The following is a 25855-nucleotide window of genomic DNA, read 5'->3' as shown; positions in this document are numbered from 1 at the left end:
CTAAACTATGACAAACTTTTTAATTCCTATTACGGTTAATCAGCTTCCGACAATAGCTGAACTGGACGGAAAACAAGGGCTGTTTATTCTTCCGGACGGATCTATTCATATTAATCGAAAAGACGATACATGGTTAACTTTAAAAGAACGCAATTATTTTAATGTAACACCAAGTGGACAAAGTCCAGTAGCTTCAAACACTATCAAGAAAATTAGCAGACATTCTGGAAAATCATTAACATACATCGAAACTCAATTAAACCATAACGGCGATTTAATGTCGGATTTGGATGTGACAGGAGACGGATTCTATATCAAGGAAAATGGGAAATATTACGTTCAGATATTTGATGCCGTCATTGATGTACGTGATATCGGAATGCTTCCCGGACAAAATTGCGGGGCAATTTTCCAGAGAAATTTAGAGCGATTAAAAAAAACCGGAGCTGCGTTTATTTTTCCTGCTGCTGAAGGTGATTATATTTTTGAAGTTCAAATCATTTTTCCATATACGGTAGAAGTTAATACGCCCACTCAAAGACCTTGGAGTATTTTAGGGAACGGTGCTTACGCCAATGGAAAAGAAATTGGTGGAAACGGCAAAAGGGGTTCTACAATTCAATTGGCATACAATGGAAATGGAACTTATATGGACGCAAAAATTATTACTCGCGGGCTTGGGAATTTAGTAATGGAAGATATTACACTACAGGATATTTCCGGTGACAATACGCCTTTTATCTTCTCTACTTACACAACGCTTAGGTTGTACCGGAATGCATTCCTCGGTGATCCAAATAAGATCGGTGCTGCGTGCGATCAGGATATAATATTTCTGGGAGGAACTGATCCTACAGAGGTAGGTGATAACCCTAACGGTGGTTTTCAAGGCTACGGAACCGTAATAGAAGCCAATTGGTTTAATCATGTCAGATTTGGCTTAGTAGGGCAAAACTATTGTAACGGAATAGTATTTAAGAATAATAAATTTTGGTTCCAATGCGGTAACGCAAATGGCGGATGTATCAAATTAGATTCGTCCAATTCAAATCAAAGTTGTGCAGGAAATGTGTTTGCTTATAATCTTGTTGAAATGATACACTACAAACACTTCTTTGAAGGTTATGTTGCATTCAATAACAGCTTTATAAGCAATAATTTATTTGATGCAAATACTTTTACAACGGCTTACTATAAGTTTATTGATTCGGATTATAATATGATAATTCATGGTTTCCATAATGATGCAGCCGCAGACTCTCCGGCGGGTTCACCGATTTTGATTCCAACAATCACCGGAAGTAAAAATCAGGTTGAGATCACCAGCCATCAGGGGCAACTCTCAAGAATTGAGCGATTAGAAGCATCTGAATTAATAGTTAGCAACGGTTCTTCTGTTTTTGATTCAGCAAAAATGAAAGATCAAAGTAGTGATATTTCATTATTTCAGAGATATTTCAAAAACAATAAAGAGCTTGTTACAGTTAGAAAAGAGAATGACGGTTCTGAGACTGATTTATTTGCTATAAAAGATTATGGAGGAGGCTATTTTGATTATAGTTTTAAGGGTTTAAATCCACGTTTGGTAAGTGATTCAAAGATTAGAATTTGGTCAGGAATGTACAACGAAATATATCTGGGAGATTATGCCGGAAATGGTATTTTAATTTATAATGGAGGTATTAGATTTACACCACAGGCAGCAGCAGGAGTGTTAAACAATTCTTTATTTTTAGACATAACTAATGGTAAACTTTCATTTAAAGACGATACAGGTAACATAAACCTTTTATATTAACTAAGAGCTTGTGTTTTTGATTGTATGAATAATCTCGAAGTTTCGTTAAAAAAATGAATTTATAATGTCAGAAGAAATAGAAAAAAAACTGGAGCTAATTCCAAAGATATGGAAGCTCTTAAAAAACTGGAGTACATACTATGTTCTTCTGATCTTTGGTTTAGGCTACTGGATTTATAACGATGAAAATAGAATTTCAGACTTATATTCTAAAATTGATAAAAATGAAATTGATCACAGAATTGCTTTAGAATCATTACAGAAAAAATTAGAGGATCGTAACTGTATAGAAGTTTTTAAAGCATGGAAAGAAGCGGTTCAACCAAAATATGACCAGGAGGAAAAGGATGCTAAGATAGATTTGGAAAACGAGAGGAAGCGAACAGAACAACTTAATGAAACATATAAACTTTTAAATCAATCAAAATGAAAACACTATTGAAATTAATTTTTACCATACTTCCTTTGATTGTGTTTTCGCAGGATACCTTGCAAATTTCAACGGAAGCGAAAGAAATAGCTGCTACAATAGAGCAGAAGAAAAAGAGTATTGATAGTATTAAGTTTCTTAAAAATAAAGAAATTCAGAAACAGTTACGAATTATTGCTTTAATAAAAGAAGAAATAAGGAAAAAAGAAGTCGAGAAAAAATTAAGACACTTTGATAAGAGTATTATTGTAAAAGTTTTTGATTCAATTGAAGCACTGAAGCCAAACAATGAACCTGAATATTGGGAGGCAATTCCGCGAAAATGGACCGGAAGATTATTTCATAAAGAAGACTACAGAATCAGGAAATATAAATTTATAAATAATGAAAAAGTTTATCTGGATTAGCTTGATTTTTCTATTAACTGTAGATTGTGGTTCAAGAAAGAAAAATTTAGAAGAATCTTCTCAAAAATTCGAATTCGAAAGTAAAAACTCCGGAAGATCTGAAACTGATTTTTACAAAACTACTTTTAGTGAAAATGATTTATCCGAATTGTTGGAAAATCAAAATATGAAAATTTCGTCAAACGGATCTCCCTACCAGCTTCAGCTTGGAAATATATTATTTTCAGGTTCTGCAGATATTGAGTTAAATAAAAGTAAAAAAGAAATTAAGTCTGAGAGCCGGTATTTTGATTATATAGTTTATCATCACGTTAATGTATATAATACTCAGACTAAATATCGAACGGTGACTACTTATAAATCAGTAAAGACAGAAAGATCCGGCATAAGCTTTTTCGATATCATTTGGATGATTGTTGTTTCTTTTATTGCAGGGATTATTGTTTGGGAAATAGTAAAAAAACATCTGCCTTCTACTGTCTTGAAAATTTTAACACTTAATAATAATGATTAATAGAAAAAATTTCTTTGATTGCTATCGATCAAATCTTGATCCTAATAAAAAATTAGATCAGTCAGAAGTTAATGCATTAACCATTTTCCTTGATTTTGTGGATGCTACATGGAATTATTTTACAATTCCACAATGGGCCTACGTTTTTGCAACTACATTTCATGAAACGAAAGCTACGTTTTTACCTGTTAAAGAAGCTTATTGGTTATCTGAATCCTGGAGATTAAAAAATCTAAAATATTCACCGTATTACGGTCGCGGTTACGTTCAGATAACTTGGAGAGAAAATTACCAGAAATTTTCAAAGGATCTGGGAGAAGACTTTGTAAAAAATCCAGATCTGGTTATGCTTCCCAAATATGCTTTTAAAATATTAATTGACGGATTTAAAACCGGAGCTTTTACTGGAAAGAAAATTACAGATTATATCAATGATAAATCTAAAGATTATAAAAGTGCAAGACGTTGTATTAATGGAACTGATAAACAGGAATTGATTGCATCTTACGCTCAATTTTTCGAAGAATTGTTAACGAATAACAAATGATTTATTCTTAGACGAGTTTAAGTTTTTTAGTAACCGAAATTTAATTTTTCAAATTCAGATTTTGCAAATTCTTCAACAGCTTTTATAGTTTCTCTTTCGCCTGTATGAACTACACCAAAGCTTTCAACAGCTATAATATTTAATGGATTTATATTTTCTACTTTGTACAAAATAAAACTATAGCCTCTGAAATAATGGATATAATATTGTTCTTCTAACGGAGCATAAAATAATCTTAGTTTTGTTTTCATACTTTAAATTTACAAATGAATATCCAATGCAAAATAAAAAAAGTGTTTGGTTTCGATTTCTCTACCTTCTTTAGCAGTAAATATTATTTTGCAATTAAAGTAAGTTTCTCTTTCAATTTTAATATCATAAATTTTTCTTAGTCCTATTCCGGAAATATTATATTTTAATGCTTTTACTATTTCTAATATAATACTGTGCTGTGCCTCTATTTTAAATTCTTTCATGATTATAAAATTAATAAAGTCTTTTGATAATCAGATATGGTTATCCGTAATATTATTATTCAGGTAAAAAATATTTTATCTTTTTATTAAAAATATTTGGAAATAAGTAAAAAATATTTTACCTTTGAAGTATGAAAAACAAGAGTTATGAAAAGCAGCGAACTTTTGAGAGACCTGAAAAAAGCAGGTTGTTATAAAGTGAGAGAGGGAAAAGGCAGCCATGAAATTTGGTACAGCCCAATTACCGGAAAACAAATGGCGGTACCCAATCACGGGTCAAAGGAAATGGCGAAGGGAATGGAGAAGAAAATTAGAAAGGAACTTTTGGGAGTATAGCTCCCAGAAGGTTTCCTTCAAAAAATAAATTTAATTATATGAAAACTCCGGAGCAGGAGGATAAAGTCTGCGATCGCATATGTATAGAATTATTATAAGGTCATGAAGAACCAAAAAGACCATATTATCAGTTTCTGATAATAAAAAATAAAAAACCTTAAAACTTATAAATCTATAATGCAATGAAAAAGGCAGTTTTTATTGTAGAAAAAACAAATACAGGATATTCTGCATACGCAGAAAATTATAATGCTGCTACGACAGGGGATACTTACGAAGAATTAAAAATTAATATGTTAGATTCTTTAAACTTGTTACTAGAGCATGAAGGCAAAAAATTAGCAACGTTGAACGATATTACAATTAAGTTTGATTTGCAACAATTTTTGTCTTACTATAATGGTATTAATATTTCTATAATTAGTAAAAAGTACAAGCTAAATAATTCTTTAATTTCTCAATATAAATCAGGAGAAAAATATCCTTCTGAAGAACAAGCCAGGAAAATCATTGAAAGTATAAAATCTTACGGTGAAGAACTAGCCAGTATTGATCTATAAATTTAATACAAATAGAAAATTTAAAAGCGTCTGAAAAATCAGACGCTTTTGCTTTTTTAATGTAACACATCATTTAATCCGCCTCGTATAGTTTTGCGATATGAAAATATTGTCTGAAATATTAGGAGGAACCTGGCTTTTTACTACAGATGATCCGCAGCGTCTTAAATCTATGGTCGATACTGTTTTGGCTGGAGGAAAAGTAAATGAAGAAAAACCATTACTTTCTAAGTTTATCGGTGAGCCTGAAGCAGATCCTCAAACCGGAAATGTCACGCTTTTAAATAAAGTTGGGTACATATCTATGACCGGGATAATGACTAAATATTCCGGAATGTGCTCCAACGGGGCAGACAGCATTTGTGAAGAAGCTATTAAAATAGATCGCGATCCTGATTCTCTTGGAATAATTTTCCATATTGACGGATATGGAGGTAATGCTGATGCTATGCCTTTATTTATTGATCTTTCTTCAAAACTTACTAAACCTTCGATTTGTTTAATCGACAAAGCATTTTCCGCTCATTATTGGGCGGCTGTTCTTATAGGAGAACATTTAATGCTTTCAAATGATTTAACTGCAGAAGTTGGTTCAATTGGGGCTATGATTATGTTTGAAAAACCTGAAAGAGAAATGATCATCATTAGACCTCCGGAATCTTCGGAAAAAAATCAGGATTTCATAGACGCTCTTGCTGGAAAATATGATTTATACATTCAAAAATTAATTCCATTAGCTCAAAGATTTCAAGCTTCAGTATCAGAAAAACGGCCATCTGTAAAACCTGAAATTTTGAAAGGAGCAACTTATTCAGCTCAGGATGCAATCACAAATAAATTAGCCGACAGTATTGGAAATATAAACGACGCTTACAACTGGGTTGTTGCAAAATCAGAACTTAAAAAATTAAAGTCTAAATAATTATGAAATTTTTAACCATGTTAGCGAGGTTTTTAGGCCTTGCAAAAGTAGAGCAGAAAGATAATAAAGTAGATCTTTCAGAAGAGCAGCAAAATAAGCTTAAAAGTCTTTTAGGTACAGAAGAAGCGGCGACACTCATTGAGCAGGCAAACAATGAACTTGCTGGGGTTGCGGACGCTCAAACTCAATTAAGAGAAGTTCAAAGTCAATTGGCAACTGCTAATCAGGAAAATCAGGCAGTTACAGCTCAAGTAGAAAACTTAACGACTCAGGTAAGTACTCTTCAGTCAGAAGTGGTAGATAAGAATAAGATTATTGAAAAACTTGCAGATTCTCCGGAAACAATTGTTGAAGCAGTTAATGCCGGTCCGGCTGTGGTTTTCGGAGCTGGAAAAATTGTCGCGGTTGCAGGGTTTTTGATGGGGCTACAAGGGCAGGTTTTCGCAATGGATCGTCCTTGGAATGCAAGAGCTGTTGCCGGTCTTTCGGCTCCGGCTACAGATTTCAAAAATGATATGGTAATAAATACCTTAAATGAAGATATCAAAGGATTTGTAGCTGAATATCCTTCTAAGTTTGATTCAATTTTTGATAAAAAATATAATCTGCCAGAACTTTGGAAACAAAATACAATTTTTGGAGTATCAGATAGATTGTTATCAGCTACCATCTCCGTGGAAGAAGTTACTCAACCTAGAAAAGCTATTTGGGTGGCTAAAGGAGGTGTAACAATCAAGCCGGAGGTAATGGAGGTAAAACCAACGCAGATTGATCTTCAGTTCAATTACTGGACACTTCAGGCGCTAGAAAATTCCTGGCTTCACAATTTCAATAAGGAAGGTTCTCAGGCTTATAAAATGAGCTTTATAGAATTTCTAATTGTTAAATATCTTGAGAAAGCAAGATCTGAAGATGCTGATGTTTTAGTAAGAGGAGTATTTTCAGAAAAACCTGAAAACTACGATAAGCCAGTTAGTTATCTGATCCGAAATAATGGGGTTCTTAAAATTCTTTTTAATGCAAGGGATATTGATAAAAAGTACAGAGCTTTTTATCTTGGGGAACTTACCGAATCTAATGTTTGCGATTATATTGATAATATGATCCAGTCTTTACCGATTGATGTGAGAAATATGGATCTTCAGATGGACCTTGCTCCGTATTGGATCAGAAAATATCAAACTAGAGACCGTGAATTGTATGGAGGTAATAACGATTTCACAGGATTAATAAAAAACCCGAGAGATTATCCTAATATAGAATTTGTTCCTGTCGTGCAGCTTGAAGGTTCTAAATTTATTTTTGTGACTTTCAAAGATAATGTAAAGCCGTTAGAATTTCTTCCTGAGGAAAAATCAAAACTAACGTTTGAAAAGTTCCTGAGAGATGTATATGCATTTGCAGATTACAAACTAGGAATTGGATTAAATCATATTGGCTTGGAAACTACGGATGATAATCCTTTAAAATATGAACTACAGGCTGTATGGTCAAATTTTGAACCTTTGTTTGACAAAAATTTCTTCATCCCTGTTTTCGATTTTGGAAATGGAGTGGTAAATGCAAATCACAACAGGATTACACCGACACCTGACTTTACTACAGATATTACTTCCATTAAAGGAAATATCGGAAACTATCTTTTCATCAGAGGGAATATCTCTCTACCTGGTAACACGAAAGTTAAGAAAAATTCAGAATTAGTTCTTACTTCAACTGATTTTGATTTGAAATCCGGAGGAACTTTGACACTGATCAAACAAGGTAATACTTGGAAGGAAGTTTCCAGAACTACGGCTCCGGAAACGGTAACAAATCAGGTAGAATTCAATGATACTACAATTGATTATGCAGATTCAGATAAATTCATATATATGGGTGATGCAGCAGTAGATCTTGCATCAATTGCCGGAGGATCTGAAGGAAATACAATCAGAATTTTTGGAGGTGCAGCATCAGGTTCCGCATTGAGTGTAAAAACTTTAGGCAATATAAAAGTTGCAAGCACTTACGTGATGGATTCCCATGCAAAATGGATTGATCTTATTTTCATCGATGGATTCTGGAATGAAGTTTCAAGAGGGTAAAAAATTATAATAACCAAAAACCTCCCGATGTATAGGCCAATCGGTTTTAAATTATGAGAACTGATTTAAAAAAATCAAAAAATAATGCAGGAACTCCCACTCCCAAAAAAGCCAATACAATTGCCGCTTTTGTAGATGATATAATTTCCTGGCCTTCCGTCGCTGAAGATGGTGTAACCTTAGTTGGAAATTTTGTTTTCAAACCTGGAACAAATTTCTTCCGCATCTATATGACAGCTCCCACTCAGGCAGCAACTTATGAGTCTTCAGGAAATCCGGACGGAAAAGGAGCAATGAATAAATATGTTGGTGAACACCCGGGTACAACAAAAGAAGCGTTGTCGTTTATTAAAAAGAATATGGGTGAGGGGTTTGTTCTTATTTATGGTGGTTGCGGCGGTGAAGAGGAAATGAAGGTAATGGGATCCGAATGTCATCCGTTGATTTTATCTGCAGCTGGAAAAGACGATAAGGATGGAAATGTCAATACATTAACTTTCGAGCAGGAAATGATCAACAGGGATTTTATTAAATTCTATTCCGGAGATGTTTCTTTTGCTGAGCCAAAAGCTGTTGCAGATGAAAATATTATTCTTGCTAAAGCAAACGGTCCTATGTATCAACTGGCAGCTGCTGCAATAACTGCAGATGTGGAATTTACATCTTCGGACTTTGAACATGATCAGATTGTTACGGTCATTGGAGGCGGAGGAGCTGCTCCGTACGTTTTGAAAAATACACCTTCAGGATCTGTTCCGGTTCTTTTAAAAGAAGCGACAAACTGGATCGGTCTTAAAGATTCAATTATTAATCTAAGAGTAGTAAAGGCGGAAAAAACTTATTTAGTAGAAGCATCCAGAAAGTAGTTGGTTATATTGTATTTTAAATTGAGAAGCTGTGTCTTTTGATGCAGCTTTTTTGATGTAACAATGTTTCATATGTATTCATTTTATTTTTGTTTTATGGAAGAGATAAATATATACGATGCTCTTCGCTTGATGAGAAAGCTTTCTGCAGAAAATTTTCCTGTTTCCTTCAGCTTTATTTCGTGTGACAGATCCCGGAAAATTTCCGGTGGTTTAATAAAAGTTAAAAATGGAATATTAACCAAGGGAATGCCGAACAGCAAATCTAAATATGCGAAGAATCTTATAGCTTATGAAAATACGGATACTGGCGAAAGAAAACAGTTTTGGCTTCCTCTGTTAATGACCGTGAAAAATTATAAAATTACCCATGATAGAATTCTTAGGAGATGATGCGATTGTAAATGGGCAGAGCGCCTTTACATTTGAGGTTATAGATAAAAAAAGACAGCAGAATGATCCGTACTTTTCTATGGATGTTTTTTCTCCTTCAGTTTTCCAGACTACTTATGGAGACTGGAAAGTTTTTCCTTATGGTGAAAATAATGATCTTCCACTTCAGATCCGGAATATTGTCTATTCCAATTCTATTGCTCCAGGTATCTTAAATAAAAAAACAGGAATGAACTGGGGAAAAGGTCCTAAGCTTTATGAAGAAAAATTTGATGAAAAAGGATTACTTTTCCGAGAATATAAATCAGATCCGGAGATTCAAGCCTGGCTTGATACCTGGGATTATGAAGGATATTTAGCAAAATGTACAACCGACTTTTCACATATTGAAAGTTATTTTACAAAAGTGATTCAGAACCGTGCTTGGAGAATTGGCAGAGCTCCGAGAATAAAATCACTTGAACATGTTTCTCCTGATCGGAAACCACTTGTAGCCGGAAAGCAATACACACCGACGCATATTTTATTAGCCAGAGAAAATGAGCCTCAAACTTATGATGCTTTTCCCTTTTTTGACAAATACGATCCGTTTAGATATCCGCTGAGCATGAAGTATTCGAATTTATATACATTCGCTTCTTCATTCTTCAGTATTCCTCATATTTTGGGATCAATTCCATGGATTATTCAGTCTACGAATGTCCCCAAATTTTTGGCTGCATTGAGTAAAAATTCAATCAACATAAAATATCATATCACTTCACCGAAAGAATTTTGGGACCAAAAACGCGACGAAATTAAAGATGAATGTACCGATAAGAATATTGATTATAAAGAATCCATGTTTAAAAGTTTTAAGCGCAAAATGCTTAAATCCATCGAAAAGGTTTTGTCTGGTTTGGAAAATACAGGAAAGTTTTGGCATTCTGAGCAGGTTTTGGTAATCGAAGGAATGAACATTATAGAAATGGGTTGGAAAATTACGGTTATCGACCAAAAAATGCAGGATACGGTAAATGCTCAGATCGCAATTGCTAATAAAGCCGATAAATCTACAGCAACCGGAGTTGGTGTACATAATGCAATCGGGAATATTTCAGAATCCGGAAGCAATTCCGGATCCGAGCAGTATTACGCACTTAATAATTATCTGCAAACAGGAATTGATATGCCTGAAATGGTGATTATGGAAGTAATCAATGCTGCAATAAAGGCAAATTTTCCAAATAAAAAACTTAAAATGGGATTATATCATGACGAAACAAAACGCCAGGAAGATGTCTCACAAAGTCAAAGAAACTTAATAGCTCCCAGATAATGAAAATGTTATTTAAACAGGAAAATTTTTCACAGGATTTTAAGAAAACTGTCGGAATTGTAGATGCAGATCTTTCGTGGGATAAGATCCGTCCCTCTCTTGAGTTAGCGACAGACGATATCATTGAAATCATCGGTCTGGATAATTATGATCTGATATCCGGAGACATTATCCCGGAAAGCTTTCAGCGTTTTTCAGAACTGGTAAGATTTGCTATTGCTTTTAAATCATATATTCTGTACGCGCCTACGGGAGATCTGGCGATGACTAACAAAGGCAGAACTATGAGACGTGATGATTATGAGGTAGGAGCTTTCGAATGGCAAATCGCAAATCACAACGAATCTCTGGAACGTTTTTTTTACCGTCACATGAATCTGCTTTTAAAATTCATGGTCAAGAATAATTTAAGTATTAATCTTGAGAAATTTCAGCATAACAATTTAATTGTTCCAACGCTCGCAGATTTTGAGAAACACTTCGGACTGAATGACTCTTATTTTTTGTACCTGAATCTTTTGCCCGGATTACGGGAGTTTGAAGAACTTGAGCTCCTTCCGCGTATTGGTTCGGAACTCTACGAAAATAGAGATGATCTGAAGCTAAAGACAGTTCTTTTTAATTATTCTCAGAAAGCTGCAGTATATTATTCTATAGATTGGGGCTTGCGTCATCTGGATATCCAGATGTTCCCAAAGTCAACCTTCAGAACAACCGAAGCTTCGGAATCAGATAAATCAAACAGATCCACAGGAATTTTACCGGCTGAATTTGCTCTCATTTTTGAAAAAGATGCAAAGCGCTACATGAAGAAAATGGAAGCAGAAATGTCTTCCTTCAGACAGACTTTACCAACCGAAGAATTCAGACTTCCGGATTTTGATTTTAATGATGACGATAATTTTGTAAGCACATGATTGCAATAGAAATACCTCACAAGAAAAAATATCTCTACATGCCGGAAGAACTGGCTGAGTGTGACGCACAGCAATACAGGGATTTTGCAAAACTTCTTTTCCTTGCTAAAGAAGGAAAGTTAAGTTTCAGAGATATGAAAATATGGGCGGTTTATAAACTTTTAAACCTGAAAAGATCCAAAAAACAAAATCCTGAAAAGCTTGCGAACATTATTCAGTTATCATCTTATGTCAATAGGTTTTTCGAAATGGATGAAGAGCAAAATATTGTAAATATTAAATTGGATTTTACAAAAAATCATAATCCTGTTTACAGACTCTTCTGGAAATATTACGGGCCTGAAGATAATTTTGCGGATGTTACCTTTGCACAGTATTGCGATGGCTTAGATGAATATCTTTATTACTCGAATACAGGTGATATCAAAGCGTTGCGCATGCTCTTCTGCATATTTCATTTGAGAAAAGGGGAGATATACAGTTATAAAAAAGCCAGGCTGAGATCTCAGCATACTTTAAAGTTTGTTGATATCAGATATCTATACGGATTTTATCTGTTTTTCTCTTCTATGCAGACCTATGTTTTAGGAGGTGAAATTGATGTGATGGGAAACACTATCGATCTTTCGATTATTTATAAATCAGACGATAAGTTTGAGAGTGATATTCCGGGAACCGGTCTCCGGAATACAATTTCGGATTTGGCAGAAAGTCAGGTTTTCGGACCATACAACTCGGTTCGGGAAACAAACATGTGGCTGGTTCTGGTAAGACTGTATGAACTGAAGAAAAAAGAACTCGACGAAAAAGCAAGAACTAAAAACAATGACTCCACTAGAGCTTAAGGAACTTTTATCAGAAATAAAATCTGAAATTCCGGAAATAAACAGAACGATATCGCTTATAGATGATTCAGATTTGGCTGACTTTGCAGCGGATATGGGTAATTCCGATAATATGGCGTTGGTTGGTATTATCCCTTCTTATCAGCATTCTGGGGAAATAGGAAAATTCAAAATGCTTCCTATATTCCAACTTCAGGTCATAGAAAAAACGGATTATTCGGCACTCAATAATGATGAGTTTGTTTTACTCTATCAAAGAACTTTAGTTGTTATTGAAAAGGTGCGCGATTTTCTTATTGGTAAAGTCGAAGATGGATGTTATCCTACGCTTAGTAATTTAGATATTAACGGGCTTGTAATAGATCCGGTAAAGAAGGTATCTCAGTGTAATGGCTGGGCGTTGGATATTATAACTGAATAATTATGTCATTGCTAAATCGAAGGAATTCCGATATCGGAGTAATTGAAGGGCTCTTCATCCAGAAAACTCTTCAGGATCAGGCAAAAGTGATGATGGCAGATACTGCTAAAGAAATGAAGGGTTTTGCGAATGCTGCGTGGAATAAAAGGACGATGACTGTTTCCGGAGATACACTTACATATACTCATAATATCAATGTACGTTTTATTGATATGAAATCTAAAAGAGCCAGAAGAGGATATAATCCATCTACAAAGAAAATGCGTGCGGGAAGAAATCAGAAAAAATCTTTGCCAATTCACAATAAACCTCTTTTCCGGCACAAAAAATATCTGCAAAGACAGCTTGCTTTCGGATTCTCGGATGAAGTGAAAGCAATTTTCGAAAAGATGGCACGAGAAAATAACCTTCTAAAAGGACAATAAAACCAGCAAACTTATGCTGGTTTTTTTTTATTACTTTTGAAAAAATTTAACCATGAAAAAGCTATTTTTAATTCTATTGCTCTGTCCGTTTTTAGTATTTAGTCAGGCAGAAAAGGATACTATTATCGCTGCAACAAATCTTTCCTTATTGGATAAGTCATTGGTGTATACAGATTATTCCAGCCAGACCTGCTTTACAAAAGGTGATTATATTCAGGGAATTAACGAAAAAGATATTCTTTATATAAGCGATATCTACAAGTGTAAATCAACATACAGAGAAGATGAGTACTTCCTCAAAATTCATTTTGCAGATAAAGTAGGATATGTAGACGCGAAACCGGATAAGATTCTCCTTTTTGATCATGAAAATGTTTCGGTTTCAGAATTTTATGAAAAATTTCAGAAGCTGTCCGACAGCCAGAAAAATATAATGCAGTCTTACAGTCCTAAACTTGCTTTCCATACCTCGGAAGATAAAAAATCTGAACTTTTCAGTTATTTAAGGACTTTTGAGAAATATGGTATCGCTATTATTAATGCAAATCCAACAGAAGGGTATTCTACAACAGGAGCTGAATTCAAAATTTTGAATGTATCAAAAAAAACAATAAAGTATATTACATTCACTTATTACGGTCAAAATCCTGTAAGGGACAAAGTTGGTACTAATAAAACAAGCCGGGGAATAGGACCGGTTGAGAGTTTTGCAAAAGGTTCCTGGAAGTTTGATATGGTATGGCTTACAGATATCGTAGAATATCTTAAGATGGTCAGTATCCAAATTCAATATATGGATGGGAAAATTAAGACGATTCCCTTCACCCAGAGTCTTTGGATAGATGAAGATAAGCTCTATGAACTGGAAAGTCTATTATAATTTAAAATATATTACTATGAAAAAAATACTTTTAATTTTCATGATATTTTTGGGGATGTTTACTTTTTCTCAAATCAAAGTTACAGCAGCTCCGGAAGAGTTAATTTTATCTGAGAATATAATTAAAGTTGACAGTCTAAAAGCCGATCAGATTTACGCAAATTCTCTTAAATGGGTTAATCAAACTTTTAAAAATCCAGATATCATTCTTAAATCCAAAATTCCTGGAGAATTAATACGAATCCGTTCTTTCTGGAAAATCCCGTCTAAAGGAGTTTTCGGAAGTACAACTTTACAGTTATCTTACACAATGCAGATAGATATAAAAGATGGTAAAGTAAGAATAACAGTAAATGATCTTAAGGGACTTGATCGATTTGTTTATAGTGCTTGTTTTAAGGGATCAGGAGAAAAAAGAGAAACAAACGAGTCTCAGAGGTTTTTTAATGATATAGAGGATTATACAGCGAAATTTTTAAATGATCTAATTGAATCTTTAAAAGGTAAAAAAGAAGATTGGTAAAAAACTCTAAACATATATGGAAAACTATAATTTTTTTCTAAACACTAATATTTATTTATATAATGCAAATTATATTCAGGGTATTCCAAATTTAAATGAATCTTTTTTAGTTAGATTTTTTCCGGATAACAATTCTATAGTCTTCAAGGATGAAAAATATCAGGAAAGATTTAGGATTAAAAAAGAAGAACTCATTGATATTTACGTTGAAGATCAGTCCACAATTGATAGTAGAGTTAGTATTTCAAGATTATTGTTAGTAGGTATTTTTGCCTTAGCATGGAAAAAAAGAGAAACTTTTTCTTTGTCTTACATTATTTTCAAATATAAAAATGATATAGGATTGGAAGATCAAATGATTATTCAGTCAGATTCTAAAGATTCATTTCAATATTTTACAAATGTTAAATATAATCTGTTAAAATTTTGGAAAGAGATCGAAGCAAATCCAGAGCTTATGGAAGAAGTCAGATTAATTCAAAAAAATCAGGATGATAAGCAGAAAGTTGATTCAAATAATTCGGCTGTTGGATGTATTATTGCTGTTGTTATTGTACTTCTTGCTATAATTTATTTTAAACTAACATAATTTATTTATATATTTGCTGTAGCGAAACTCAATAAGACCAAAGGAAGTCTTTAAAATTCCTAAATTTTTTTAATTTAAAATAAATTAGCCTTGGCTGATGTGGTACAATTCCTTTGGATTTGTTGAGTTTCGCGACTACCACGGATGTCAAGGTATTTTTTTTGTCCGTGGTTTACAGAGGAACTTTTAAATAGATTATAAAAATGCGAAACTCAACAATCAATTTAGAAGATAATCCATCATTTATGGATATTTTCCGTTTTGCCGGCGAACAGGCTGCCAAAGGTTTTACAGCAGATAAAACTGAAAAAATAGATACCCCGTGCGAATTCTTTCGCAAGAATAAACTGAGTTCCTTCAGATTAAGAACATTGAAAAACGGAAGTGTAAGATTATCCGTTATCACATCTTCAGGCGCTGAGCATTATGCGATTCATAATAATTTTGTGTTAGCATATATACGATTGGTACGTTCTTATAGTTCAATTACAAAACAACCTAATCATGAAAGATGTACACACTGAGGAAAATCGTGAAGAAAAACAACTCATTACCATTATCAAAAGATTATTTATTGGATATTCTCCGGAAGAAATTGAAGATATGATATTTCATGTCTTCGAAGATGCCAATTTGCAGTCCGGCGATCTCTGTAAAGAAGAAAAACAGATGAGATCCGAGTTTCATATTGCAAGCAGATCTATCCTGCGTATTTTATATAAGAACCCGAGTCTGCTCAAGAAAATAACGAATCTGTAATTTTTTAAGTCCGCAATTGTTGCGGGCTTTTTTAATGTAACAAAGCAATTGCAAGCAATTGCGAACATTTGCATTAAAAAATAATATGAATGAAAACGTATTAAAATATCTTGTTGCAGAGATTACCAATCCTCAGGAAGATTATAATCAGGGTCTTGCTTTACTGATGCAGAATCCGGGATCAAGACACTCAGTAAGATCTTACAACAATAAAGGCTACACAAAACAGGGGTTGGAAAATCTGAGATATGATATCAAAAAAGCTTTCGGAATTAAGGATGCAGATATTCGTAAATTCAGAGAAGAGCTTATCACGCCCATTTTGGTAGAAAGAACTCTGGAAGGATTTATGGAAGAAAACAGGGATAAGGTAACTGAGCTTCTGAAAGAACTCCCTGAAGAACCGCAAAAGGGAATGAAGCTGTACGGGAAATATACTTTTCTGAGATCGAAAGACTGTCCTAAAGAATTTAAAATTTTGGTAGGTGATGCCATCACTGCATTCGAAAATTACAAAGCAGGCCATGAAGAGCTTTTCCAAAAAGTTGCAGCGCTTGCAGATCCTGAACTGGATGAAAACGAAATCTTTGAAATTGCTAACCAGGTTCTTGAAGATTTTGAAATGAACAGAGAGATCCATGCAGAACTTCAGCATTACGAGGAAACCGGAACTATTCTTGGAAAACATGAGATTTTTGAAGATTATAATCTGGATCTGGAAATATCAAAACTTTCACCGGCTGATCTTGCCACAAGAGGTAATAATCTGAAATCTTATATCTCTAAAACCAACAAGATCATTAATACCAGTAAAGATCCGGAAGAAATTGAAGCTGCAAAAATTCGTTTATCGAAACTTAAGAATGAAAAGACTTTGGTAGAGAAATATCTTAAATCTAAAAAATAATAATATGAAATTTTCTAATTTATTTTGGTTACGTTTTTCCAAATGGTTTAGTACGATCTTAACACATTCCTGGTTTGCTTTAATCTTTCTTTATGGTTATCTGGATGATAACTTTTGGGAAAATGGTCATGTTAATTTGATGATCGTTGGGTTCTCCTTTGTAATTGTATTCTTATCGAATATTCATTCTGTATTTATAGATTTATCTATTAAGGCTGAACTTCAAGAAGATCATGAGGGTACAGAAGAAATTGTATAAAAACGACTTTTTATAAGTTAAAAAAATAAAACCATGAATCATAAATTTTTTAGCATTAAAGAGCTAAAGGAATCTTTGGAAAATGAACCTGTTTGTGAAAATAATCCCATCATCGAGATTTCTCTGGCGATGCTTAAAAGTATGAGCAGAATAAAGAAACCGGAACCTAAAAAAGGACCGGTTTTCTTTTCTTATAAAAATATTAATATGAACTGATTTCAGGATGAGAGATTATGAAGTGAGATTTTCTCAGGAACAGCTGGAGGAATTGGAAGATCTTTCCGGCGCCGGATATTGCATAGATAAAATCGCGATGTATTTTGATGTTCCTAAAAAGAAAATGCGCACAGAGTATCAAATGGAAGATTCGTGGGTGAGATATCATTATGACCGCGGTATTTTACTGGTAGATGCAAAAGCAGGAATTGAACTGTCGAAAAGCGCTTCCGGAGGAAATATCACTGCAATTCAGCAACTGGCAAAACTTCGTAACTCACAAAATCTTCAGGAACTCAGAAAAAGGATAATGTATGGCGAAGAGATTGACTGATTATAACCTTGATGATCTTTACAAGTGGATCGAATCCGGACAGAGTAGCTCTGCTCCGGCAGAGTTTATTGATTATGTGAATTTGCTAGAGAAGATCTACCGCATGATGAACCGTATCGATTTGTACGGCTCCAAAGAATCTATTATCAAGCATCTGGTAAATTTTGAAGAATCTGTCAAGGGAAATCGTATAAAGGCTATTGATCTGTATAATGAAGCATTTGAATATTTCAACGCAGATACGAAAATTTCCAAAAAAGCATGGAGAAATTATTATGCCTCTAAGCTGGATCAGGATTATGAGATGGCAAGAGCGGTTTCAGAAAACGCTTCAGATTTTGAGAAAGCTTCCAGAATTGCAGACAAAGCATATAAATTTCGTCAGCTTGATCAGGAAGATCCGCCGGAACTTCCAAGAGAAATGTTCAATAAACCGATTAAGGTGTACACCATGGATATGGATCAGTTCGAAGTTGGAAATGAAAATCTTACTGAGATTGAAAACTGGATCGACGTAAATACTAAAGAACTTTCGCCAAAAGCGATTGACAGAATTAAGCAGGAAGCGATGATTTTACCGATTAAAATTTTTGATGATGAACAGACAGACGGTCCGAATTGATTCACTCTCTGTCTACGAAGATGTTGAAGTAAGATATTCAAGCTGGCTCAAAATGATCACAGATCTTATGGAGCCACAAAACCTTTTCCTAGTTCTAGGGAGGGGAACCGGAAAAACTACAGATTATCTTTCCGAAAGACTGATGAATATATGCTATGAGATGCCTCATAGCTATATTGCTTTGGTGGGAAATACTTATACCAATCTTCTTAAAAATGTGGTTCCGGCAATTATTGAAGGATGGAACCGTAAAGGCTGGATTGAAGGTATTCACTATGTTGTCGATCAGCCGCCTCCGGATCACTTTAAAAAGCCTTATAAAACTCCTTACGAGTATAAACATACCATTTCTACTTTTACTGGAAATTTCTTCAATTATATTTCGATGGACACGCCGAGTTCCGGAGCCGGTAACTCTTACCAGCATCTTGCCGGTGATGAAACAAAGTACCTTGAGAAAAGCCGAATCGACCGGTTATTCCCTGCACTTCGTGGAGATGCCACAATGTTTGCGAAATCTCCGTATTATCTTGGCGTTACTTTTACCACGGATTATCCGAATATCATTATGCCGGGTGAATACGACTGGATCCTGGATAAAGAAAAAGAAATGAAGCTGCAGCAGATCAAGTATCTATTGCAAATTTCCCTCGAACTGAACAAACTGACCGCCGGAGCGATCCGTGCAGCGAAAAAAAGGAATAAAAAATTACTGGCGACCCTTCAGAACAAAATAAAAAAACTTTCGGTTCTGAAGACCAGACTGCGAATTGGTTCTACATTCTTTTACAAAGCATCATCATTTGTAAATGTCAATGTTCTGCGTCTGGATTTTTTCAAAACTGCACTGGCTGCTCTCGGTGAAATTGAATTTAATACATCCGTATTATCTCAGGCTCCTCAGGTAGAAGCCGGACAACGGTTTTATCTTGCATTCGACAGCCGTCACATTTATAAAGACGGGATCATTAAAGAAAATTACTTCAGATACAAAACCGGAGATAATGCGGAAACATTTTCAACGGATCTTAAATATTGCCTGGACGATAGAGTCTTAGAAATTGGTGCCGATTTTGGAAATATGATATCAATGGTGGTGGGGCAGACGCAGGGAAATGCAATCCGGGTTCTAAAAAACTTTTATACTGTTAATCAGAAAACAGAGAAGATCTGCGAGCGCTTCCTGAAGTTTTTCGCACACCATAAGAAAAAAATAATTGATCTGTACTTCGACAGATCCGCTAATGCTTACGAAGATGTTGGCCGTGACTGGGCAAACGAGATGCGAAAATTTCTCGAGACGTGGCCGGATGGAACGCCAACCGGTTGGACGGTAAACCTGAAATCCCGTAATCAGGGGAATATTGAGCAAGATCTTGAGTTTAAGTTCATGAAAGCTATGATGAACGAAAATTACAGGGAATTGCCAAAGCTATTAATTGACAAATATCAATGCCGCCAGCTTATCTCATCGATGAATGTTGCGAAGCAGATCGTGAAGAAGAACCGTAAAGGAGTTTCCAAAATTTACAAGGATAAATCTTCTGAAAAGCTGCCAAAAGAAAAGCTTCCAATGTTCTCAACAAATATGTCTGATGCGCTGAAGTATCTGCTTTGCCGTCGTCCATGGTTAAGAATCTATCAAAATAAAAGATCTACGTTTTCCGGGAAGGAATCTGATGAATAAAACTTTTTTATTACTTTTGAAAAAAACTTAATAATCAAAGTGATATGGAAACTACTGAAAATCTTAGAAGAATAGCTGCAGAAAAATTTAGCGAACATTTAATTTTTTTTAAAGAAAGAGTTAAATTACCAAATGTAAATGCAAAGCAAGCACAAATTTATGAAACTGAGCAGTTTGTAGTTTCTTTAAAAGCTGTATTTACAGATTTATCTGAAACTGAGATTATAAGACTTTATCCTGATCGAGATTGGAAGCAGTATTTTGAACAATATGAAAGGCTTTTTGAAGTCGGTTGTGAAGATTATTTGCTTGAAATTGGTAAATTATAACAAAAACCTCTGAATTATCAGAGGTTTTTTAAATATCTTGCTTATTCAGTTTTTTTGTCCATGTCAAAATCCTCACCCCGATTAACATTTACTCTAATAACACTATTTCTTAGAAATTCACTTGGAAGTATTATAATCTGATTCGAGAATTGATAATGCAAGTGACTGATATTATTTTCGAGACATCTTTTTAAATCTGTTGGAAAATTTGCAGAAGCTTGTTCATTAAGATCTAATTCTAGAACTTCTGCTCCGTTTTTAATTGTAATTTTCATGGTATAAAATTTTTAGTTTCTCAAATATACAATTTTTAGACTTCCATTATTTGACTTTGGAAATTAATCTTAATTTTTATTATATAATTCATTGCAACCTCAATAATTTATTCTTTTACAGTCTATTCGATTTAGCAACTTTTTATAAAGTTGCACTTTTTTTATTAATTTTTTTGCTAAAAATTAAATTGAAAATTACTATCTATCAAGTATTTATATTCTTAATAAAGCAGTTGTCAATAATTAAAATCACAGAAAAGAAGATTAATTTTAATCATTACAAATAATCAATTTTTATAGTAAAAAGTACAAAAAGAACGGTAAAATTTTAATTAAAATTTTATAAAACACTGAAATTCTGTTATCTAACCTTTTTGAATTTAATTTTAGAACATTTTTCACACTTCGAGGCCGACGCCGCCAAGAATCGTAATCGCAGTTGCAGGGCTCAAATTGCTGGAAATATGGTTCTGTAGCTCCTTTTTTGGCTCAAATTGCTTAAAACGTCACTTTAATTATAGCTTATTTATGCCTATTTAGTTCTCATTCAACTTTTTGATGTAACGTCCTTTGATGCTCTGTCAGGGTATTATTGCCATAAAAAACGATGGCTAAAACCATATCAGATGAGATATTAAAGCTTAAAATAATTGTCAATAGTGATGAGTCTCAGAAACGGGTGCTTGATCTTGAGACCGCCAATCAATCATTAGGGACTAAGCTAAAGCAGCTGAACCAGCAGGAAAAGGAGATAGATAAACAGAGAAAGGCTGAGGAAAAATCTCTGAAGACTTTAACAGACAGGCTCAATAAGCATAATGAAAAACTTACATTATCTGTATCTACTACTGTACAGGAGGTGCAGGCATTACGTTCTAAACAGCAGGCTTATACTCAGGGAACCAAGGAATATGAGAGGATTGAAAAACAGATTGAACGGGTAAAGACAAAAGCTGAAGAAGGCTCGAAGGCAATTCATGAAGAGATTACTCAACTTACAGAGCAACAGGGTAAGTTTCAGGAAAGCTTTAACAAAGCATCTGCTGAATATAAGAATCTACGCAAGGAGATTGAGGCTACAAAAGCTGTCATCGCAGATAATAAGACAAAGATTGATGATGAGATAAAATCAATGGATATTATGAATATGACCATTGATCAACTTACTCGCAGAGCTAATGATCTTAAAGAAGCAATGAAGCATATGGTAGAAGGAGAGACTCTGGATAAGACCAGGGATGAGCTTCAGGCTATCAATGATCGGGTTGCTGAGTTGAACAATGGACCTGAAGAATCCGGCTTCTTAGATCAATTCAACGAATATATTGGTGTTATTGCAGCTGCTGTAGCATCAGTCGCAGGATTCCTAATGAAAATGCAGGAGATCGTCGATATGAATAATGAATTGGTTGATGCTCAGACGGCAGTGGCAAAAACTACAGGGATGACTACTCAGGAAGTAAAAGAGCTTACTGAGGCTTATGCACAGTTTGACACTCGTACAAGTAAATTGGATCTCTTAAAGATAGCAGAGGTAGGAGGTAGATTAGGAGTTGCAAAAGCAGAGATTCAGGATTTTACCCGTGAAGTCGATAAAGCGTATGTTGCTCTAGGAGATTCATTTTCCGGAGGAGTAGAAGCTGTGGCAGAAAAGATCGGAAAAATAAAGGGTTTATTTAAAGAAACCAAAGATCTTGACTTCGCAACCGCTCTGAATCAAATTGGATCGGGACTTAATGAATTGGGAGCCGAAGGAGCGGCTTCAGAAGAAAATATGTCGGATTTTGCACTAAGAATTGGTCAGCTTCCGGAGAAATTAAAGCCTACCATTGCTGAAACTTTGGCGTTGGGTGGTGCTTTTGAAGAAAGCGGTATCGATGCGGAAAGAGCTTCCTCCGGATATTCTGCATTTGTTCGTACCGCAGCTAAGGAAGCTGCCGGATTTGCAAAAGTGATGCACTTAACGCAGTCTGAAGTAGAGAGATTGATTAACGAAGATCCTTTACAGTTTTTCTTAAAATTCTCTGAAGGAGCAAAAGGTCTGGATCCTGTAAAACTAGCCCAAATTCTTGATGGTTTAAAACTTAATTCTAATGAAGTTATATCAATTATTGGGGCAGCGTCCGAAAATACAGATGCTTTCCGGAAATCTATTGAATCTTCTAATATTGCGATCAGTGAAGCTACATCATTGCAGGAAGAATTTGACAAAGTAAATACTAATGCCTCTGCGATCTATGATAAGCTGAAAAAGAAATGGAATGAGATCTATACAAGTGAAAAGGTTGCAGCAGTACTTAATTGGATTATTCAGACCATTGGAAAAATGTTGGGCGTTGTAGAAGATACTACCGGAGGTGTTACGAGATTCAGAGAAGGGTTATTATTTCTTATTAAAATACTTACTATTGCTACCGTTGCGATTGTATCATATAATACTGCGCTTGCCTTATCTGAACTTACCCTCGCTAAGCTAAAAGAACGCTTATTAGCATATACAATCGTTCAGAAAGCACAAAATCTTTATACTCAAGCTTCTACTACACTTCAAAACCTATGGAACATATCAATTGGCTACAGCCAGTTGGCAATAGGAAAACTCACCGGCGCTACTAATCTTCAGGCAGCTGCACAAAAAAGGCTGGACGCGGTAACAAAATCAAGTCCATGGGGTGCAATTGTAGCATTAGTAATGGCTGCAGTTACTGCTTATCTGTTATTTAAAGATAGTATTGAAGAGGCTAGGGAAGCGGAAAAAAAGAGATATGTGGAATCTCATAGGTATCAGAGTGATCTTGAAATGATGGTTCAGAAAGGAAAAACTGCTGTACAGGAATACACTGACAGTGTAGATAATCTGATAAGTGTTTTGAAAGATGAAAATTCTACTCAAAATATCCGTAAACAGTCTTATGAAGCATTAATCAAACTACATCCTGAGTTTATGGGTACTGTAGATAAAGAGTATAGGGCTACGGCAAAATTAGCAGAAGTTTACAGCGAACTGGCTCGCCAAATTGATATTTCTGCCCGTGTAAAAGCAAGATCTGAAGCAAAGAAAAGCCTGTATAATGAAAATGCAAGTTTGGAGCTTGAATACATCAAAGGGGCAGCGGCACGCGAAAAAGAACAGAGAGATCGAAATGATTTAAGAAAGAAATATAGTTACAGTGCCGAAAGAGGAAATAGTGCGGTATATATGTTTGGAAGCTTTGAAGAACATAATAAAGGTGTTGAGATTATTAATAAAATTAACGCAAATAATAAAGTTCTGCAACAATATAATGAAGCTGAAAAAAAGAGGATTTCTTACTTACAAGAGGCTATTAAAACTGCAAAAGGAGCAAGAAAAAAAGAACTTGAAATCGAATTATATGGTCTTCTTGGTATGACAGGTCAGGAAGGTTCTTCCAGTACTTCTAATTATACTCCTTTACCTGAAAAAAAGAAAAAAACTAAAAAAACAGATGCCGAAAAAGAAGCTGAGCGAAAAGAGCGTGAATACAAAGCAATGCGAGAGAAAATTCTTGAAAATCAGGAAAATTATGATCAGAAAGAACTAGAATTAGAGGCTCAAAAGCAATCTGCTCTTGCCGCAAAACAAAAAGAAGGTTACACCAAAGAACTGGCGACAATAATCTCCGAAAGTGAGAAAAAACTCGCTGAGCTTGAAAAGCAAAAATATCGACAATCTGATTTTGATGACATTGATAAAATCATTGCGCGTGAAAAAGATGCTGTAAAGAAAAAATTTACTGAAATTAAGGCACAATGGATTGAAAGTAATAATTTATTAGATGCTACCATCGTCGCTGAGAAAGAAAAAACAAATAATCAGCTATTATTGGTTGATCAGAAATATTTGCAGCAAAATTTTGAAAAACAGCAGGAATTTTTTCAGGAGTCACAGAATTTAATTACACGTCAGCAAAATAGCACAATTGCAGAATACGATACTGTTGAAAAACAGAAAAAATTTCTGGAAAGTCAGGGATATTCTCAGTCTACCTTAAATCTTATTACCAATTGGGAGGAAGGCAAATCTCAGATCGAAAAATACTACCAGAAGAAAAGGCTTGAAGAACAGGTTGCCTTTTTACAAGAGCAGGTTAAGACTTTTGAGCTTTTAGCCGAAATGTATCCGGAATATCTTACGGATGAACAAATTCAGAAGATGGAGGCTTACAGAGATACTATTGCATCTCTTATGGCTGAAATTGCGGGAATTAAAAAAACTGAAGATAAAAAGTTAGGTGGAAAGCTAGAATCATTTGGTGGTGGTAATGCGGATATGTTTGGTATGACTGCCGATCAATGGAAAGCTCTATTTACCAATACCGATAATCTTTCGGAGAAAATTCAAAAAGTAGGAGCTGCATTAACTGTAGCGCGAGAAATGTTCAGTGAATATTCAAATTTTGTTCAGGCTCGCGAACAGAAAATGCTTGCTCAAATGGAAGCTGCTAGTGATAAGAAAAAAAGAAAACTAAAATCTGAATTGGATGCCGGAATTATATCTCAGGAAACATACAAAAAAGAAACAGAATTAATTGATACTGATTTAGATAGAAAAAAGGCTGAATTAGAGTATAAAGCAGCTAAGCGTCAAAGGGCAATGCAAATCGCTCAAGCAATTTCAGGAGTAGCTATGATGGTTATCAATGCTGCTCAGACTCAGCCTTTTTTTCCTCTTGGACTTGTTATGACGGGAGTGGCTGCAGCATTAGGAGCTTTTCAAATTGCAACAATTTTAAATACTCCTCTTCCTGCTGCCCCCGGTGCAGAAGATGGTTTTTATCCGGTTTTGCGAAGCCAAGATAATAAGCTTTTTAAAGCGCGTAAGAGGACTTCCAAAACTGGAGTTTACGATGAACCAACCATGTTGGTTGGTGAAGCCGGAGCTACAATGCCGGAACTGGTGGTCTCCGGTAAAACAATGAAAAAAATAGATCCTGAAATTCAAAGAATATACATGAATGAAATCCGAAGAGTAGAAGGTTTCGAAGAAGGGCTTTATCCTAAAGTTACAAGCTCCGGAAATGATGAAATGCTCATCAAGCTGATGGATCTTATCAAAGAAAATACTGAAGCTACTCGCGAACTCAGAAAATACGGAGTAAAAGGAGTCTTTGAAAAATCGGCAAGAACAGGCAAGGATATCAAAGATATGACCGATGAATATGAAGATTTACGAACTAAAAACCAACATTAAA

31 protein-coding genes are annotated in these 25855 nt (G+C 34.7%); 28 read left to right on the top strand and 3 right to left on the bottom strand.

Features of this window, described 5'->3' with window-relative positions; all coding sequences use genetic code 11:
• The first annotated feature begins 7 nt into the window (after positions 1-7).
• The 5 genes from AC52CF_RS12195 to AC52CF_RS12175 all read left to right on the top strand — a co-directional run bounded on the left by AC52CF_RS12195 (position 8) and on the right by AC52CF_RS12175 (position 3696).
• On the top strand, positions 8-1798 hold the full coding sequence (locus tag AC52CF_RS12195) for a hypothetical protein (protein WP_496517176.1): 1791 nt from the start codon (positions 8-10) through the stop codon (positions 1796-1798).
• A 64-nt stretch (positions 1799-1862) separates the two neighbouring features.
• On the top strand, positions 1863-2228 hold the full coding sequence (locus AC52CF_RS12190) for a hypothetical protein (RefSeq protein WP_496517175.1): 366 nt from the start codon (positions 1863-1865) through the stop codon (positions 2226-2228).
• Positions 2225-2635 carry a hypothetical protein gene (locus AC52CF_RS12185; protein WP_496517174.1) on the top strand — a complete coding sequence of 137 codons (411 nt, stop codon included), beginning with the start codon at positions 2225-2227 and terminating at the stop codon, positions 2633-2635. The genes AC52CF_RS12190 and AC52CF_RS12185 overlap by 4 nt, the downstream gene beginning before the upstream one ends.
• Positions 2613-3149 (top strand): hypothetical protein, encoded by a 537-nt coding sequence (locus AC52CF_RS12180; protein ID WP_496517173.1) that lies wholly within the window; start codon positions 2613-2615, stop codon positions 3147-3149. The genes AC52CF_RS12185 and AC52CF_RS12180 overlap by 23 nt, the downstream gene beginning before the upstream one ends.
• Positions 3142-3696, top strand: a complete 555-nt coding sequence (locus AC52CF_RS12175) for a glycoside hydrolase family 19 protein (RefSeq protein ID WP_496517172.1) — start codon at positions 3142-3144, stop codon at positions 3694-3696. The genes AC52CF_RS12180 and AC52CF_RS12175 overlap by 8 nt, the downstream gene beginning before the upstream one ends.
• A 26-nt stretch (positions 3697-3722) precedes the next feature.
• Here the strand turns inward: AC52CF_RS12175 and AC52CF_RS12170 are convergent, their stop codons facing one another.
• Both AC52CF_RS12170 and AC52CF_RS12165 read right to left on the bottom strand, forming a co-directional pair.
• Positions 3723-3947, bottom strand: coding sequence for a hypothetical protein (locus tag AC52CF_RS12170; RefSeq protein ID WP_496517171.1), 225 nt, complete (start codon positions 3945-3947; stop codon positions 3723-3725).
• 9 nt (positions 3948-3956) lie between these two features.
• Positions 3957-4172 carry a hypothetical protein gene (locus AC52CF_RS12165; protein WP_336689385.1) on the bottom strand — a complete coding sequence of 72 codons (216 nt, stop codon included), beginning with the start codon at positions 4170-4172 and terminating at the stop codon, positions 3957-3959.
• A 147-nt stretch (positions 4173-4319) separates the two neighbouring features.
• Between AC52CF_RS12165 and AC52CF_RS12160 the strand changes: the two genes are divergently transcribed.
• The 22 genes from AC52CF_RS12160 to AC52CF_RS12055 all read left to right on the top strand — a co-directional run bounded on the left by AC52CF_RS12160 (position 4320) and on the right by AC52CF_RS12055 (position 20367).
• Positions 4320-4508 carry a type II toxin-antitoxin system HicA family toxin gene (locus AC52CF_RS12160; protein ID WP_496517170.1) on the top strand — a complete coding sequence of 63 codons (189 nt, stop codon included), beginning with the start codon at positions 4320-4322 and terminating at the stop codon, positions 4506-4508.
• 182 nt (positions 4509-4690) lie between these two features.
• Entirely contained in the window at positions 4691-5068 is a 378-nt protein-coding gene (locus tag AC52CF_RS12155) for a hypothetical protein (RefSeq protein ID WP_496517169.1), read from the top strand.
• 109 nt (positions 5069-5177) lie between these two features.
• Positions 5178-5990: a Clp protease/crotonase-like domain-containing protein gene (locus AC52CF_RS12150; RefSeq protein ID WP_496517168.1), complete on the top strand. Its 813-nt coding sequence runs from the start codon at positions 5178-5180 to the stop codon at positions 5988-5990.
• Between the two features lie 2 nt (positions 5991-5992).
• Positions 5993-8077, top strand: coding sequence for a coiled-coil domain-containing protein (locus AC52CF_RS12145; RefSeq protein ID WP_496517167.1), 2085 nt, complete (start codon positions 5993-5995; stop codon positions 8075-8077).
• Between the two features lie 53 nt (positions 8078-8130).
• Entirely contained in the window at positions 8131-8943 is an 813-nt protein-coding gene (locus tag AC52CF_RS12140) for a hypothetical protein (RefSeq protein ID WP_496517166.1), read from the top strand.
• A gap of 370 nt (positions 8944-9313) precedes the next feature.
• Positions 9314-10654, top strand: coding sequence for a hypothetical protein (locus AC52CF_RS12135; RefSeq protein ID WP_496517165.1), 1341 nt, complete (start codon positions 9314-9316; stop codon positions 10652-10654).
• Positions 10654-11571: a DUF6712 family protein gene (locus AC52CF_RS12130; RefSeq protein WP_496517164.1), complete on the top strand. Its 918-nt coding sequence runs from the start codon at positions 10654-10656 to the stop codon at positions 11569-11571. Before AC52CF_RS12135 ends, AC52CF_RS12130 begins: the two co-directional genes overlap by 1 nt.
• Positions 11568-12416, top strand: coding sequence for a hypothetical protein (locus tag AC52CF_RS12125; protein WP_496517163.1), 849 nt, complete (start codon positions 11568-11570; stop codon positions 12414-12416). The genes AC52CF_RS12130 and AC52CF_RS12125 overlap by 4 nt, the downstream gene beginning before the upstream one ends.
• Positions 12397-12837 carry a hypothetical protein gene (locus AC52CF_RS12120; protein WP_496517162.1) on the top strand — a complete coding sequence of 147 codons (441 nt, stop codon included), beginning with the start codon at positions 12397-12399 and terminating at the stop codon, positions 12835-12837. Before AC52CF_RS12125 ends, AC52CF_RS12120 begins: the two co-directional genes overlap by 20 nt.
• Before the next feature lie 2 nt (positions 12838-12839).
• Positions 12840-13262 (top strand): hypothetical protein, encoded by a 423-nt coding sequence (locus AC52CF_RS12115; RefSeq protein ID WP_496517161.1) that lies wholly within the window; start codon positions 12840-12842, stop codon positions 13260-13262.
• A gap of 52 nt (positions 13263-13314) precedes the next feature.
• Complete coding sequence (locus AC52CF_RS12110; RefSeq protein WP_496517160.1) at positions 13315-14142, top strand: hypothetical protein; 828 nt, start codon at positions 13315-13317, stop codon at positions 14140-14142.
• 16 nt (positions 14143-14158) lie between these two features.
• The gene (locus AC52CF_RS12105; protein ID WP_496517159.1) at positions 14159-14665 is read left to right on the top strand and encodes a DUF4468 domain-containing protein; all 507 of its coding nucleotides are present in this window, start codon (positions 14159-14161) and stop codon (positions 14663-14665) included.
• A 16-nt stretch (positions 14666-14681) separates the two neighbouring features.
• Complete coding sequence (locus AC52CF_RS12100; RefSeq protein WP_496517158.1) at positions 14682-15254, top strand: hypothetical protein; 573 nt, start codon at positions 14682-14684, stop codon at positions 15252-15254.
• A 203-nt stretch (positions 15255-15457) separates the two neighbouring features.
• Complete coding sequence (locus AC52CF_RS12095) at positions 15458-15778, top strand: hypothetical protein (RefSeq protein WP_496517157.1); 321 nt, start codon at positions 15458-15460, stop codon at positions 15776-15778.
• Positions 15759-16013: a hypothetical protein gene (locus AC52CF_RS12090; protein ID WP_336689370.1), complete on the top strand. Its 255-nt coding sequence runs from the start codon at positions 15759-15761 to the stop codon at positions 16011-16013. Before AC52CF_RS12095 ends, AC52CF_RS12090 begins: the two co-directional genes overlap by 20 nt.
• 85 nt (positions 16014-16098) lie before the next feature.
• A complete protein-coding gene (locus AC52CF_RS12085; protein WP_496517156.1) occupies positions 16099-16920 on the top strand; it encodes a hypothetical protein in 822 nt (273 codons plus the stop codon).
• 4 nt (positions 16921-16924) lie between these two features.
• Complete coding sequence (locus AC52CF_RS12080; protein WP_496517155.1) at positions 16925-17179, top strand: hypothetical protein; 255 nt, start codon at positions 16925-16927, stop codon at positions 17177-17179.
• Between the two features lie 33 nt (positions 17180-17212).
• Entirely contained in the window at positions 17213-17395 is a 183-nt protein-coding gene (locus AC52CF_RS12075) for a hypothetical protein (RefSeq protein ID WP_336689367.1), read from the top strand.
• A gap of 7 nt (positions 17396-17402) precedes the next feature.
• Positions 17403-17729 (top strand): hypothetical protein, encoded by a 327-nt coding sequence (locus AC52CF_RS12070; protein WP_496517154.1) that lies wholly within the window; start codon positions 17403-17405, stop codon positions 17727-17729.
• Complete coding sequence (locus tag AC52CF_RS12065) at positions 17710-18351, top strand: hypothetical protein (RefSeq protein ID WP_496517153.1); 642 nt, start codon at positions 17710-17712, stop codon at positions 18349-18351. Before AC52CF_RS12070 ends, AC52CF_RS12065 begins: the two co-directional genes overlap by 20 nt.
• A complete protein-coding gene (locus AC52CF_RS12060; protein ID WP_496517152.1) occupies positions 18326-20038 on the top strand; it encodes a hypothetical protein in 1713 nt (570 codons plus the stop codon). Before AC52CF_RS12065 ends, AC52CF_RS12060 begins: the two co-directional genes overlap by 26 nt.
• A 44-nt stretch (positions 20039-20082) precedes the next feature.
• Positions 20083-20367 carry a hypothetical protein gene (locus tag AC52CF_RS12055; RefSeq protein ID WP_496517151.1) on the top strand — a complete coding sequence of 95 codons (285 nt, stop codon included), beginning with the start codon at positions 20083-20085 and terminating at the stop codon, positions 20365-20367.
• A 41-nt stretch (positions 20368-20408) separates the two neighbouring features.
• Here the strand turns inward: AC52CF_RS12055 and AC52CF_RS12050 are convergent, their stop codons facing one another.
• Positions 20409-20642 (bottom strand): hypothetical protein, encoded by a 234-nt coding sequence (locus AC52CF_RS12050; RefSeq protein WP_496517150.1) that lies wholly within the window; start codon positions 20640-20642, stop codon positions 20409-20411.
• 607 nt (positions 20643-21249) lie between these two features.
• On the opposite strand from AC52CF_RS12050, the gene AC52CF_RS12045 reads away from it, so the two are divergent.
• Positions 21250-25854 (top strand): phage tail tape measure protein, encoded by a 4605-nt coding sequence (locus tag AC52CF_RS12045; protein WP_496517149.1) that lies wholly within the window; start codon positions 21250-21252, stop codon positions 25852-25854.
• Position 25855 lies beyond the last annotated feature (1 nt).

The sequence above is a fragment of the Chryseobacterium sp. 2P genome, from assembly GCF_059579425.1.
The sequence above is the reverse complement of the archived record's forward strand: the minus strand, read 5'-3'. Positions and strand labels throughout refer to the sequence as shown.

Bases quoted from the DNA above. Each gene is read 5' to 3' on its own strand.
- AC52CF_RS12130 (WP_496517164.1), top strand. From the start codon at position 10,654: ATGAAAATGTTATTTAAACAGGAAAATTTTTCACAGGATTTTAAGAAA.
- AC52CF_RS12085 (WP_496517156.1), top strand. From the start codon at position 16,099: ATGAATGAAAACGTATTAAAATATCTTGTTGCAGAGATTACCAATCCT.
- AC52CF_RS12115 (WP_496517161.1), top strand. From the start codon at position 12,840: ATGTCATTGCTAAATCGAAGGAATTCCGATATCGGAGTAATTGAAGGG.
- AC52CF_RS12140 (WP_496517166.1), top strand. From the start codon at position 8,131: ATGAGAACTGATTTAAAAAAATCAAAAAATAATGCAGGAACTCCCACT.
- AC52CF_RS12050 (WP_496517150.1), bottom strand. From the start codon at position 20,642: ATGAAAATTACAATTAAAAACGGAGCAGAAGTTCTAGAATTAGATCTT.
- AC52CF_RS12100 (WP_496517158.1), top strand. From the start codon at position 14,682: ATGGAAAACTATAATTTTTTTCTAAACACTAATATTTATTTATATAAT.
- AC52CF_RS12195 (WP_496517176.1), top strand. From the start codon at position 8: ATGACAAACTTTTTAATTCCTATTACGGTTAATCAGCTTCCGACAATA.
- AC52CF_RS12045 (WP_496517149.1), top strand. From the start codon at position 21,250: ATGGCTAAAACCATATCAGATGAGATATTAAAGCTTAAAATAATTGTC.
- AC52CF_RS12135 (WP_496517165.1), top strand. From the start codon at position 9,314: ATGATAGAATTCTTAGGAGATGATGCGATTGTAAATGGGCAGAGCGCC.
- AC52CF_RS12090 (WP_336689370.1), top strand. From the start codon at position 15,759: ATGAAAGATGTACACACTGAGGAAAATCGTGAAGAAAAACAACTCATT.
- AC52CF_RS12080 (WP_496517155.1), top strand. From the start codon at position 16,925: ATGAAATTTTCTAATTTATTTTGGTTACGTTTTTCCAAATGGTTTAGT.
- AC52CF_RS12180 (WP_496517173.1), top strand. From the start codon at position 2,613: ATGAAAAAGTTTATCTGGATTAGCTTGATTTTTCTATTAACTGTAGAT.
- AC52CF_RS12060 (WP_496517152.1), top strand. From the start codon at position 18,326: ATGAACAGACAGACGGTCCGAATTGATTCACTCTCTGTCTACGAAGAT.
- AC52CF_RS12125 (WP_496517163.1), top strand. From the start codon at position 11,568: ATGATTGCAATAGAAATACCTCACAAGAAAAAATATCTCTACATGCCG.
- AC52CF_RS12165 (WP_336689385.1), bottom strand. From the start codon at position 4,172: ATGAAAGAATTTAAAATAGAGGCACAGCACAGTATTATATTAGAAATA.
- AC52CF_RS12170 (WP_496517171.1), bottom strand. From the start codon at position 3,947: ATGAAAACAAAACTAAGATTATTTTATGCTCCGTTAGAAGAACAATAT.
- AC52CF_RS12095 (WP_496517157.1), top strand. From the start codon at position 15,458: ATGCGAAACTCAACAATCAATTTAGAAGATAATCCATCATTTATGGAT.
- AC52CF_RS12190 (WP_496517175.1), top strand. From the start codon at position 1,863: ATGTCAGAAGAAATAGAAAAAAAACTGGAGCTAATTCCAAAGATATGG.
- AC52CF_RS12110 (WP_496517160.1), top strand. From the start codon at position 13,315: ATGAAAAAGCTATTTTTAATTCTATTGCTCTGTCCGTTTTTAGTATTT.
- AC52CF_RS12105 (WP_496517159.1), top strand. From the start codon at position 14,159: ATGAAAAAAATACTTTTAATTTTCATGATATTTTTGGGGATGTTTACT.
- AC52CF_RS12055 (WP_496517151.1), top strand. From the start codon at position 20,083: ATGGAAACTACTGAAAATCTTAGAAGAATAGCTGCAGAAAAATTTAGC.
- AC52CF_RS12120 (WP_496517162.1), top strand. From the start codon at position 12,397: ATGACTCCACTAGAGCTTAAGGAACTTTTATCAGAAATAAAATCTGAA.
- AC52CF_RS12175 (WP_496517172.1), top strand. From the start codon at position 3,142: ATGATTAATAGAAAAAATTTCTTTGATTGCTATCGATCAAATCTTGAT.
- AC52CF_RS12185 (WP_496517174.1), top strand. From the start codon at position 2,225: ATGAAAACACTATTGAAATTAATTTTTACCATACTTCCTTTGATTGTG.
- AC52CF_RS12160 (WP_496517170.1), top strand. From the start codon at position 4,320: ATGAAAAGCAGCGAACTTTTGAGAGACCTGAAAAAAGCAGGTTGTTAT.
- AC52CF_RS12065 (WP_496517153.1), top strand. From the start codon at position 17,710: ATGGCGAAGAGATTGACTGATTATAACCTTGATGATCTTTACAAGTGG.
- AC52CF_RS12070 (WP_496517154.1), top strand. From the start codon at position 17,403: ATGAGAGATTATGAAGTGAGATTTTCTCAGGAACAGCTGGAGGAATTG.
- AC52CF_RS12075 (WP_336689367.1), top strand. From the start codon at position 17,213: ATGAATCATAAATTTTTTAGCATTAAAGAGCTAAAGGAATCTTTGGAA.
- AC52CF_RS12155 (WP_496517169.1), top strand. From the start codon at position 4,691: ATGAAAAAGGCAGTTTTTATTGTAGAAAAAACAAATACAGGATATTCT.
- AC52CF_RS12145 (WP_496517167.1), top strand. From the start codon at position 5,993: ATGAAATTTTTAACCATGTTAGCGAGGTTTTTAGGCCTTGCAAAAGTA.